Below are 7524 nucleotides of genomic sequence, written 5' to 3'. Positions count from 1 at the left end.
GGCGCCGACGACCGGACAGACCGAGGCCTAATCGGCAATCACCATGTCGCCACTGTCGACGAAGCCGTTGGCACAGGCGCCACCGCCCGGTCGCGCGATCCCGGTGAAGCGCGTCGGCACCCCCTCGCTTCGATCATTGGGCCCGTCCATTCTTTGAAAATGGAGATGCGGGAACAGTGCCGATCCCGACGCTCCGACCCTGGCGATGGCTTCGCCGGTCTTCACCCGCGCGCCGATCTTGGGGACCACGCTTCCCTGCTGGACATGCCCGTACATCGAAAAACTGCCGTCATCATGAGCGATGATCACGTAATTGCCGTACATCGCGTTGGGGATGGCGACCGTCGCGACATCGAAATTGCGGTCGTCGGCCTGGTCTTCGCGCAGCGCAACGACGCGGCCGGGGCCAACGCTTCGCACCGGGGCACCGAACGATGTCCAGTTGGCATTGACGTCCTCGTTGCCGGTTGACCTCCTGCCTTCGGCATCGACCAGGATCAGGTCCATGCTGTAACGTGCCGCGATGCTTGCGAACCCCGCCCCCGCCAGCATTGGGTGAACATAATTCCAGCGCCGATGATGCGATGCAAAATCATGTCCGTCCCATACCAGCGTGCGCCCCTTGAGCGGAAAGGCGAAGCGTCGCACGGGTTCGGCGCGCGGCGTCATACTGACGGGGAGCACCAGCCGCTTTTCCCCTGGCCCCTGGAAGGTCAGCCGGTAATCGAGCCGGGCCGGATGGACGTCCGCAGCGAACCGCGCCAGCGGGTTGAAGATGAGCAGGCTCTTGCCCGCCGCTACAATCCGCTCGGTGACCAGATTGATGCTTGGCGATGTGCCGTTTTGATTGAGCTCCTTGCGCTGGATCAACCGCCCTCTGGGATCGCGCACGTCTAACGCCAGCTCGACCAATTCCCACGCCGCGTTGCCGCTGTTGCGGATCAGAAGATCGCCATCCACTTCGACTCCGCTCGCGCCAAGCTCGGCATAAGGATGAAGCGGCCGCGGATCGGCGGTGAGCTCCAGGACAGGCGGCGCGGCGGCGACGGCGGCGGCGGCAATAAGCAGGAACATCATATCTCCAGACTGTATTGCATCAATAATACACTGCTTCGTGCGACGGTCAACCCGCGCTTCCGTAGCGTCGCCTGCCGGGGGCTTGTCAGGGGCTTTGCGCCGCGCCTAGGACAGCCCATGCCCATCGCCACTCTCGACCAGATCCGCGCAAAAATCGGCACCGACATCGGCACTTCCGGCTGGATCACAGTCGACCAGTCGCGCATCCAGGCCTTCGCCGACGCGACCGAGGATCAGCAGTTCATCCATGTCGACCCGGCCGCCGCCGCCCACACCCCGTTCGGCGGCACCATCGCCCACGGCTTCCTCTCGCTATCGTTGCTCAGCCGAATGGCCGCCGACGTCATGATGTCCCCCGACAATCTCAAGATGGCGGTCAATTACGGCCTCGACCGGGTCCGCTTCATCGCCCCGGTCCGTTCAGGCAAGCGCGTGCGCGGTCAGTTCACCCTCGACAGCCTTAACGAGAAAGCCCCCGGCCAACTCCTCACCCGCCACACCGTCACCGTTGAAATCGAAGGCGAGACCAAGCCCGCGCTGACCGCGCAGTGGCTCGGCCTGCTGTTCGTCTGACCACAAGAAATATCAGGAGAGAGAATATGTCCGTTCGTGACGCCGTCATCGTTTCCACCGCCCGCACCCCCATCGGCCGCGCCTATCGCGGCGCGTTCAACGCCACTCCGTCGCCGACCCTCGCCGCCCACGCCATCCGTGCCGCCGTCGAGCGCGCCGGCGTGGCCCCTGCGGAGATCGAGGACGTCGTGATGGGCGCCGCGCTCCAACAGGGCGTTCAGACCACCATCGGCCGCACCGCCGCGCTTCGTGCCGGCCTCGGCGTCGGGGTCGCCGGCCTGTCGATCGACCGCCAGTGCGCCTCGGGCCTGGTCGCCATCGCCACGGCCGCCAAACAGGTTATCGTCGACCGCATGGACGTGTGCGTCGCCGGCGGAGTGGAGAGCATCTCCCTCGTCCAGACCGGTGAGATGCGCGTCGGGGCCGACCCCGAGCTGCTGGCGATGCACAATGGCGTCTACATGCCGATGATCGACACCGCCGAAGTGGTCGGCAACCGCTATGGCATCAGCCGCGAACGGTGCGACGAATATGCCTTGCGGTCGCAGCAACTCACCGCCGCCGCGCAAGCTTCGGGCGTGTTCGCCGACGAGATCATCCCGGTCACCGCGATGATGGGCGTCAAGGACAAGGAGACCGGCGCGATCACGATGCACGAGGTGACGATCGAGAAGGACGAGGGCAACCGCCCGCAGACCACGCTCGCCGACCTGCAGAAGCTCCAGCCGGTGCGCGGCACGCCGGAGAACATCATCACTGCGGGCAACGCCTCACAGCTTAGCGACGGTGCCTCGGCCTGTGTCATCATGACCAGCGAGATGGCGGCTGAGCGCGGTCTCGCCCCGCTCGGCCGTTACCTCGGCATGGCTGTTGCCGGCACCGAGCCCGACGAAATGGGCATCGGCCCGGTCTATGCCGTCCCCAAATTGCTCAAGCGCTTCGGGCTTCAGGTCAGCGACATCGGGCTGTGGGAGCTGAACGAAGCGTTCGCGGTCCAGGTCCTCTACTGCGCCGATACGCTAGGCATCCCGATGGACAAGCTCAACGTCAACGGCGGCGCCATCTCGATCGGCCACCCCTACGGCATGTCGGGCGCTCGCCTCACCGGCCATGCGCTGCTCGAGGGCAAGCGCCGCGGGGTCAGGCATGTCGTCGTGACGATGTGCGTCGGCGGCGGAATGGGCGCAGCGGGGTTGTTCGAGGTCCTTTAGCAACCGCAGAAAATGGCGGCTTGCGAGCCCGCGAGAAATGCCCGTTACCGACGGTTGTTCGCGCTTGAAAGCTCTGGAGTACAGAAGATGGGCCGTGCGCTTCCAACCGAGCCACGGACGCTGCCTTCTGCGGCGCGATGGCTTGGCTTTGCGGGACTGGCGCCGCAGATTTTGCTGGCAGTGGTTATAATTGCAGGCCCTGCGCGGTTCGGTCCTGCTGCGGGGGGGGCTGCACTCGCTTATTCTGGCGCGATTTTGAGCTTCCTCGGCGGGGCGTGGTGGGGGCTTGCGTCGCATCGACAAACCGACGTCCATTGGGGCGTCTGGATCGCCGCGGTCACCCCCTCGCTGATCGCATTTGCAGCAATCGGCGTCTGGGCAATCGGCCTGTCTGCCGGACGAAGCCTGTTGGTCATCGGCGCATCGCTGATCGCAACTCTAGTTATCGATCATAAATTGGCCGCGAGCGGCGTAAGTCCGCCCGGCTGGCTTCGCTTGAGAGTTCCGTTGTCACTCGGACTCGGCAGCCTTACAATCTTGATCGCAATTTTATCATAGCGTTCAATTAGTTGGTGACATCGCAAAGACGATTGCAAGCACTCCGCTTGCAAGCAGGCAAGCGCAGTGGAAACATGTCGTCGTGACGATGTGCGTCGGCGCTGGGCGGCGGCGTCGAGCGAGTGTTCGGTGCAGTTGGCTACTGAAGACGAAGTGCTTTTTCGCTTTCCTACAGCCCCTTTGCCATGCCAGTCCGATGACGGCTGTTTGACAATCGGATCGATCTTTTTGCACTGCTTCGCGATCGCCAGTACCCCCTTGGTGACCGCGAACATTGGGAACATTCGCGTGCCGTTGGTCCGTTTGCGACCCAGTTGCGCCGATTAAAAAATAGGCGTCAGGTGTTGCGCTCACATATTTGACCGACAAGGACTCATGTCATGGTCGACAAGCACCGCATGTTCATTGCCGCACTAGTTGCCGTCATGGTCGCGGCCGTCACGACCGTGGTTCTCTACATTCTACTAGTCGTGGCGTCGTTTTTTGTGGCCATGCCATCGGCGGCGCGATCGGTCATATTTGTCGGTAGTCTGTTGACGGTGATTTTTGCAGCCACCTTCGTCGTGGCGTTCCGCAAGCTGCTGGTCGCGCTCACGCCGTAAGAAGACTTTCGCCATTCCGAGCGGTCGCGGCAAAACGTCGGATTCCCGCCGATCGCGAACAACAGCCCGACCATTTACTCCGCCGCCTGAAGCGCCTCATACTCTTGCGCAGCCAGATAGCGTTCGGCGTCGAGCGCGGCCATACAGCCGGTGCCGGCGGCGGTGACCGCCTGGCGGTAGAGCTTGTCCATCACGTCGCCGCACGCGAACACACCATCGACGCTGGTGCGGGTCGATCCGGTCTCGACCGCGATGTAGCCGTCGCTATCGAGCTTGAGCTTGCCTTTGAACAGCTCGGTCGCGGGGTCATGGCCGATTGCAACGAACGCGCCCTCGACATCGATCCGGCTGATCTCGCCGGTGCGGACATCGCGCAGGTCGAGCCCGACCAGAGCCTCGGGAGTGCCGCCGGCAACGAACTCGGCGACTTCGCTGTGCCAGACGACCTTGATTGCGGGGTTGGCGAACAGCCGGTCTTGAAGGATCTTCTCCGCGCGAAGGCTGTCGCGGCGGTGGATCAGGGTGACGTCGTGACTGTGGTTGGTGAGGTAGAGCGCTTCCTCGACCGCGGTATTGCCGCCGCCGATCACCGCGACCTTCTTGCCGCGATAGAAGTACCCGTCGCAGGTCGCGCAGGCCGAGGCGCCCTTGCCTTTCATCCGTTCTTCGGACGGGAGGCCGAGCCATCGCGCCTGCGCCCCGGTGGCGATGACGAGAGTGTCGCAGCTGTAGACAGTGCCACCGTCGCCGCTCAGCCGAAACGGGCGGCGAGTCAGGTCGACCTCGCTGATGTGGTCCCACAACACGCGCGTGCCGACATGCTCGGCCTGCGCCTGCATTTCCTCCATCAGCCACGGGCCTTGGATGACGTCGCGGAAGCCGGGGTAATTTTCCACGTCGGTGGTGGTGGTCAATTGGCCGCCGGGCTGGATGCCCTGAACGACGACGGGGCTCATGCCGGCGCGCGCGGCGTAGATGGCGGCGGTGAGCCCTGCGGGGCCGGAGCCGAGGACGAGCAGGCGAGTGGAGACGGTGTTGGTCATAGGGCCGCGATGTAGAGGCGCGCACGGCTCACCGCAATCGGGGGCACAAACAGCGTCGCCCAGGTCCTTCGGCTAGACCCAGGCCCGCCATGATAGTTCGGGTTCGGTACAGTCCAGCATTGATCGCTCAGATGACGCGGCGACCGCGGATGAAGTGCAGAACCAGAACGATGATGCCGATAACCAGCAGGATGTGGATGAGGCCGCCAGCGATGTGGAAGGCAAACGCGCCGAGCAGCCACAGGACAATCAGGATGATGGCGATGGTTGCGAGCATGGGTTGTTCCCTTCTTACCTGGTTCGTGAGCGTAACCATTCGGTCTGATTTGCGTTCCCTTGGTTCAGCGTCAGGTTAATTCGGCTGGCCGGAATAATTTGCGGCGGCGAGTGCGCGGGCGAGGTGGACGGCGTTAAGGGCGATGGCGGTCAGGCCCACGGGCTTCTCCTTGGGTTGCCAAGGAGAAACCCGTGAGGCCGCGCCGGTGCCCGAAGCCTCGCGCTCCATCGGATAGCGGCCGAGCGCGCCGGTCATGGCGTCATGCCCGCGGTGTCCCATGCTGGACATGTTCGGGTCCATCGCGCCCGCGGGGCTGGCGGTGTTGGGCATCGTCATTCCGGGCTTCATCCGGGCCTGCCTTCTTTCGCGAAGGCATGCGCGTCCCGGGTCAAGCCCGGGATGACGCTACAGGGTGGTCGCTCAGGAGGGCGATCAGCAAGCGCATCGGGTCGAGATAGGGTTGCGGCCCCTACCCCGCAAGCTTTAGACCAGCCTCGACTGCTTGAGCGCCGCGCCTATGAAACCGGCGAATAGCGGGTGCGGGTTGAACGGGCGACTTTTGAGCTCGGGGTGGAACTGGACGCCGATGAACCACGGGTGGTCGGGCCGTTCGACGATTTCGGGAAGCATTCCGTCGGGTGACAGGCCGGAGAAGATCAGTCCGCCTTTCTCGAGCGCGTCACGGTAATGGGCGTTGACCTCGTAGCGGTGGCGGTGTCGCTCCTCGATCTGCGTCGTGCCATACAGCGCGGCGACGTGGCTGTTGCCGTCGAGCACAGCGGGATAGGCGCCGAGCCGCATCGTGCCGCCAAGGTCGCCCCCCGCCGCGCGCTGCTGGAGGCCGCTCTCACTCATCCATTCGGTGATCAGGCCAACGACCGGCTCGGACGTCTCCCCGAATTCGGTGGTTGAGGCATTCGCGATCCCGGCGGTGTTCCGCGCCCCCTCGATGCACGCCATCTGCATGCCGAGGCAGATGCCGAAGAACGGCACGCCCCGCTCGCGGGCGAATTTGACCGAGGCGATCTTGCCCTCGCTGCCGCGCTCGCCAAAGCCGCCGGGGACGAGAATGCCGTGGAGCGGTTCCAATTCCGCTGCGAGGTCTGGGCTATCGCCCTCGAACAGTTCAGCGTCGAGCCAGCGGATGTTGACCTTCGTCCGGTTGGCGAGGCCGCCGTGAACCAGCGCCTCTCGCAGCGATTTATAGGCATCGGGCAGCCCGACATATTTGCCGACGACGCCGATGGTGACTTCGCCTTCATGGTTGTCGAGGCGATCCATGATGTCGTGCCAGCGCGTCAGGTCGGGGCGCGGCGCATCGATCCCGAACACGTCGAGCACGGCGTCGTCGAGACCCTCTTCATGATAGCGCAGCGGAACATCGTAGATCGAGCGCGCGTCGAGCGCCGGGATCACCGCCGAGACGGGGACGTTGCAGAACAGCGCGATCTTCTCGCGGTCGCTTTGCGGCAAGGGCCGGTCGCAGCGGCACAGCAGCACGTCGGGCTGGATACCGAGGCTGGTCAGTTCGCGCACCGAATGCTGCGTCGGTTTGGTCTTCAGCTCCCCCGCCGCGGCGATCCACGGCACCAGCGTCGTATGGACGGCGACGGTCCGATCGCGGCCAAGGTCGTTGCGCAGCTGGCGCAGCGCCTCGATGAACGGCAGGCTCTCGATGTCGCCGACGGTGCCGCCGATCTCGCAGATGATGAAGTCGATCCCGTCTGTCTCGTTGAGCGCGAATTCCTTGATCGCGTTGGTAACGTGCGGGATGACCTGTACCGTCGCGCCGAGATAGTCGCCGCGCCGCTCGCGCGTGATGATGTCGCGGTAGATGCGGCCGGTGGTGATATTATCCGACTGCTTGCCGTCGACGCCGGTAAAGCGCTCGTAATGGCCAAGGTCGAGATCGGTCTCGGCACCGTCGTCGGTGACGTAGACTTCGCCGTGCTGATAGGGCGACATCGTCCCCGGATCGACGTTGAGATAGGGATCGAACTTGCGGATGCGGACGCAGAAGCCACGCGCCTGGAGGAGCGCGCCGAGCGACGCGGCGAGCAGGCCTTTACCGAGCGATGAGACCACGCCGCCGGTGACGAATATATACCGGGTCATGGGAGGATAGCCTTAGGGTCGCACGGTCGATGCTGGCAAGCGCGCGAATCGGGGTTGCACGTTTTTAG

Annotated in this window: 9 protein-coding genes; 4 read left to right on the top strand and 5 right to left on the bottom strand. The window is 64.2% G+C overall.

Annotation, left to right across the window (positions count from 1 at the left end; all coding sequences use genetic code 11):
* Positions 1 to 27: 27 nt before the first annotated feature.
* The gene (locus tag Q0R27_RS11655; protein WP_293944934.1) at positions 28 to 1074 is read right to left on the bottom strand and encodes a M23 family metallopeptidase; all 1047 of its coding nucleotides are present in this window, start codon (positions 1072 to 1074) and stop codon (positions 28 to 30) included.
* Positions 1075 to 1194: 120 nt separating this feature from the next.
* On the opposite strand from Q0R27_RS11655, the gene Q0R27_RS11650 reads away from it, so the two are divergent.
* The 4 genes from Q0R27_RS11650 (at position 1195) to Q0R27_RS11635 (ending at position 4021) form a co-directional block, all read left to right on the top strand.
* Positions 1195 to 1650, top strand: a complete 456-nt coding sequence (locus Q0R27_RS11650) for a MaoC family dehydratase (RefSeq protein ID WP_293944932.1) — start codon at positions 1195 to 1197, stop codon at positions 1648 to 1650.
* A gap of 26 nt (positions 1651 to 1676) precedes the next feature.
* Positions 1677 to 2861: an acetyl-CoA C-acyltransferase gene (locus tag Q0R27_RS11645; protein WP_293944930.1), complete on the top strand. Its 1185-nt coding sequence runs from the start codon at positions 1677 to 1679 to the stop codon at positions 2859 to 2861.
* A gap of 87 nt (positions 2862 to 2948) precedes the next feature.
* Positions 2949 to 3419, top strand: coding sequence for a DUF3429 domain-containing protein (locus Q0R27_RS11640; RefSeq protein ID WP_293944929.1), 471 nt, complete (start codon positions 2949 to 2951; stop codon positions 3417 to 3419).
* A 380-nt stretch (positions 3420 to 3799) separates the two neighbouring features.
* On the top strand, positions 3800 to 4021 hold the full coding sequence (locus Q0R27_RS11635) for a hypothetical protein (RefSeq protein WP_293944928.1): 222 nt from the start codon (positions 3800 to 3802) through the stop codon (positions 4019 to 4021).
* A 74-nt stretch (positions 4022 to 4095) separates the two neighbouring features.
* Here the strand turns inward: Q0R27_RS11635 and trxB are convergent, their stop codons facing one another.
* From trxB to Q0R27_RS11615, 4 genes are all read right to left on the bottom strand, one after another.
* Complete coding sequence (gene trxB / locus Q0R27_RS11630) at positions 4096 to 5064, bottom strand: thioredoxin-disulfide reductase (RefSeq protein ID WP_293944926.1); 969 nt, start codon at positions 5062 to 5064, stop codon at positions 4096 to 4098.
* 127 nt (positions 5065 to 5191) lie between these two features.
* Positions 5192 to 5341: a lmo0937 family membrane protein gene (locus Q0R27_RS11625; protein ID WP_293944924.1), complete on the bottom strand. Its 150-nt coding sequence runs from the start codon at positions 5339 to 5341 to the stop codon at positions 5192 to 5194.
* Between the two features lie 75 nt (positions 5342 to 5416).
* The gene (locus Q0R27_RS11620) at positions 5417 to 5689 is read right to left on the bottom strand and encodes a hypothetical protein (protein WP_293944922.1); all 273 of its coding nucleotides are present in this window, start codon (positions 5687 to 5689) and stop codon (positions 5417 to 5419) included.
* Between the two features lie 135 nt (positions 5690 to 5824).
* Complete coding sequence (locus tag Q0R27_RS11615) at positions 5825 to 7456, bottom strand: CTP synthase (protein ID WP_293944920.1); 1632 nt, start codon at positions 7454 to 7456, stop codon at positions 5825 to 5827.
* Between the last annotated feature and the right edge of the window lie 68 nt (positions 7457 to 7524).

It is taken from the genome of Sphingomonas sp., assembly GCF_025362505.1.
GTDB lineage: Bacteria > Pseudomonadota > Alphaproteobacteria > Sphingomonadales > Sphingomonadaceae > Sphingomicrobium.
This window is presented reverse-complemented; position numbering and strand designations above follow the sequence as displayed.

What these genes read in the sequence shown, in the direction of transcription:
- Q0R27_RS11655 (WP_293944934.1), bottom strand. Translation starts at nt 1,074, where the DNA reads ATGTTCCTGCTTATTGCCGCCGCCGCCGTCGCCGCCGCGCCGCCTGTC.
- Q0R27_RS11615 (WP_293944920.1), bottom strand. Translation starts at nt 7,456, where the DNA reads ATGACCCGGTATATATTCGTCACCGGCGGCGTGGTCTCATCGCTCGGT.
- Q0R27_RS11635 (WP_293944928.1), top strand. Translation starts at nt 3,800, where the DNA reads ATGGTCGACAAGCACCGCATGTTCATTGCCGCACTAGTTGCCGTCATG.
- Q0R27_RS11645 (WP_293944930.1), top strand. Translation starts at nt 1,677, where the DNA reads ATGTCCGTTCGTGACGCCGTCATCGTTTCCACCGCCCGCACCCCCATC.
- Q0R27_RS11640 (WP_293944929.1), top strand. Translation starts at nt 2,949, where the DNA reads ATGGGCCGTGCGCTTCCAACCGAGCCACGGACGCTGCCTTCTGCGGCG.
- Q0R27_RS11620 (WP_293944922.1), bottom strand. Translation starts at nt 5,689, where the DNA reads ATGAAGCCCGGAATGACGATGCCCAACACCGCCAGCCCCGCGGGCGCG.
- Q0R27_RS11650 (WP_293944932.1), top strand. Translation starts at nt 1,195, where the DNA reads ATGCCCATCGCCACTCTCGACCAGATCCGCGCAAAAATCGGCACCGAC.
- Q0R27_RS11625 (WP_293944924.1), bottom strand. Translation starts at nt 5,341, where the DNA reads ATGCTCGCAACCATCGCCATCATCCTGATTGTCCTGTGGCTGCTCGGC.
- trxB (WP_293944926.1), bottom strand. Translation starts at nt 5,064, where the DNA reads ATGACCAACACCGTCTCCACTCGCCTGCTCGTCCTCGGCTCCGGCCCC.